The sequence below is a fragment of the Halochromatium sp. genome (genome assembly GCF_054919635.1).
Genome location: NZ_JBUDPI010000430.1, coordinates 1 through 2,777, shown reverse-complemented (window position 1 = coordinate 2,777; position 2,777 = coordinate 1). Strand labels below are relative to the sequence as shown.

The window sequence follows — 2,777 nt, the reverse complement described above, 5'->3', positions numbered from 1 at the left end:
CCGCGTGCACACCAGCTATCATCAGGCGGTCGCCGCGACCGGCCGGCTCTCCTCCAGCGACCCCAACCTACAGAACATCCCGATCCGCAGCGAGGCCGGGCGGCGCATCCGCCGCGCCTTCGTGCCCGAGCCGGGCTACCGCATCCTTGCCGCCGACTATTCGCAGATCGAGCTGCGCATCATGGCGCATCTGTCGGGCGATGAGCGTCTGCTCGCGGCCTTCGCCGCCGGCCAGGACATCCATCGCGCCACCGCCGCCGAGATCCTCGGCCTCGAGCCCGATGAGGTCAGCGGCGAGCAACGGCGCTCGGCGAAGGCGATCAACTTTGGCCTCATCTACGGCATGTCCGCGTTCGGGCTCGCACGCCAGCTCGGCATCGAGCGCCAGGAGGCGCAGGATTATGTCGACGCCTACTTCGCCCGCTACCCGGGCGTGCGCGCCTTCATGGACCGCACCCGCGAGCAGGCGCGCCAGGATCGCTACGTCGAAACGCTGTTCGGGCGCCGGCTGTATCTGACCAACATCGGCCACAGCAACCATCAGCTGCGCAGCGCCGCCGAGCGTACCGCGATCAACGCGCCCATGCAGGGCACCGCGGCCGACATCATCAAGCGCGCAATGATCGCGGTCGACGGCTGGATTCGCCGCGAGAAGCCGCCGCTGCGGATGATCATGCAGGTGCACGACGAGCTGGTGTTCGAGGTCGCCGAGGAGGCCAAGGCATCGGCCTCGGCGCAGATCTGCGCGCTGATGCAGGATGCCGCCGAGCTCGCGGTGCCGCTGCTAGTCGAGGCTGGCATTGGCGACAACTGGGACGAGGCGCATTGAGACCAAGCATCGCGCTACGCTTGCCATTGCTGTGCATCTGGCTCGCAAGCTGGCTCGCAAGGTAGCGATCGACCATCCCCATGCTGAGAGGACCCGACTGCCATGAGGCGATCATCGACCGCCGACACCTTTCTTGCGTGCCGCTCCTGCCGGCCCAGCTGGCGAGCCACCAACCGCCGAGCCATCTCCATTGCGCAAGGCTTTCTTGAGTGGCGAGCGAAGGTTGCAAAGGTTGCGGCCGCATCTGCGTTTCACCCCGCAGCGCGCGCCCAGGCAAGCCCGGCTCAGCCCGTGAAGCTTGCGCCAGCTCCACTGCCGGTCGCAGCCCGGCGAGGCGCGACATTCGCCATCTTGCCAGCGCAACTTACAACCGAGGCGCTGGCGATCGTCCTCGTGCTGCTCGCACTGGCGCCAGCGATCACAAGCGCTAACGAGGCGCCGAGCACGGTGCCAGACCCGCTGAGCCTCGAGCAGGCGCTTCGCTTCGCCGCGACCCATCCGCGGGTCATAGCGGCGGAGCAGGACGCGGGAGCCGAAGCAGCCGAGCCCGAAACACCCGAATCAGGTGCCGGGGCTTCTGCGTCCGCTTCGGTCTCGCCACCTGGGCTGCCGCGCGCGCAGCCGCTCTACCTCGGCTGTCACACGGTCGCCTTCAGCGGCGCGCGCAGCAACGATGCCGAGCGCGATGTCGCCTGGTCGGCCCTGCTCAGCAGCGCTGATGCGCAAAGGCTCGAGATCATGCAGCGCTTCTACGATGTGCTGCTCGCGGACCTCAGCTTCGCCCGCGACAACGAGGCTATGGCCGTGGCCTTCATCCAGTTCGACCGCGCCGAGGCCCGCGAGGAGCTGGGGCAATTCTCGCCGTTGCGCACCGCCGAGCTGCAGGCCGATTATCAGCTGATCCGCCGCCAGCGCGCCGCCAGTGAGGCGGCACAGCGCGTCACCCGCGCCTTGCTGGCCACCGCCCTGGGCCATCCCACCTCGCTCCCGCGCCAGCTGCTGACGCCAGCGCCCGAGGCGCCCGAGGACGCACTCCCGGAGCTCGATGCCGTCGTCGCCGCCGCGCTCGAGCAGAACGCCGCCGTCGAGGCCCTGATGCGGGGCCGCAGCCAGGCCGAGCAGGCGCTGGTGCGTATGGCCGTTCGCGAGCGCGCGCTGGAGCTGCTGACCCGGCTCGAGTTGCTCGAGGTCATCGCCGAGCAGGCGCGCAGCGAATCGGACTGGCGTGATCTCAAGCTCGATGAGAGCCGCACCCTGTACGAGCTCGAGGCCAAGGCCGATCTCGGCTTCTCGATGAGCCAGCAGACCAAGGCGCGGCGCGATGAGCAGGAGATCGCCTTCTGCCGCGCCTTGACCCGCGCCGAGCTCGATGCTCTGCAGGGGCTGGAGCCATGATCGAGCCGGCCCAGATCGACGCGCTCGGCGAGCAAGCCCTTGGTCAACTGCCTGATCACGCGCTTCGCCAGTCACTGGGCCGGTCACTGGGCCAGCCACTGGGCCAGTCGCTTGGGCAACCACTGGGCCAGTCGCTTCGGCGGCCCCAACATCCGCGCGTCGGCCAGCCAGAGCACCAGACCACGCGGATGCAAGACCTCATCGACCACCAACCCATCACCCTGTCATCACGCCCATCATCGACCCACAATCGCCCGCCGAAGCTCGCAACTGCGCTGAGTCTGACCCTCGGCGCCCTGCTGCTCTTAGTGCTGACGACCCAGGCCGCCGCCGCGCTGCAGCTCAGCGGGCGGCTGGAATGGGTGCGCAAGGTCGAGATGCGCGCGGTCGAGAACGGTGTCATCGATGAGGTCTTGATCGCGCCCGGCGAGCACGTCGACGAGGGCGAGCTGCTGCTGCGCATGGATCAGCGCGAGGCGCAAGCGGCCAGCCTCGAGGCCAACGCCGCTGTCGCCCGCCAGCAGATCGCGCTCGCGGACGCGGAGCGCGAGCT

2 protein-coding genes and 1 pseudogene are annotated in these 2,777 nt (G+C 68.9%); all 3 read left to right on the top strand.

The window, feature by feature from the left end; all coding sequences use genetic code 11:
- Positions 1-829: DNA polymerase (locus ACY693_RS17795; protein ID WP_462323146.1), on the top strand; the 829-nt coding region annotated here is incomplete at its 5' end.
- A 351-nt stretch (positions 830-1,180) separates the two neighbouring features.
- Positions 1,181-2,224 (top strand): TolC family protein, encoded by a 1,044-nt coding sequence (locus ACY693_RS17790; RefSeq protein WP_462323145.1) that lies wholly within the window; start codon positions 1,181-1,183, stop codon positions 2,222-2,224.
- Positions 2,221-2,777 (top strand): annotated as a pseudogene (locus ACY693_RS17785) (hypothetical protein); the annotation flags it as partial. The gene ACY693_RS17790 and the pseudogene ACY693_RS17785, both read left to right, overlap by 4 nt.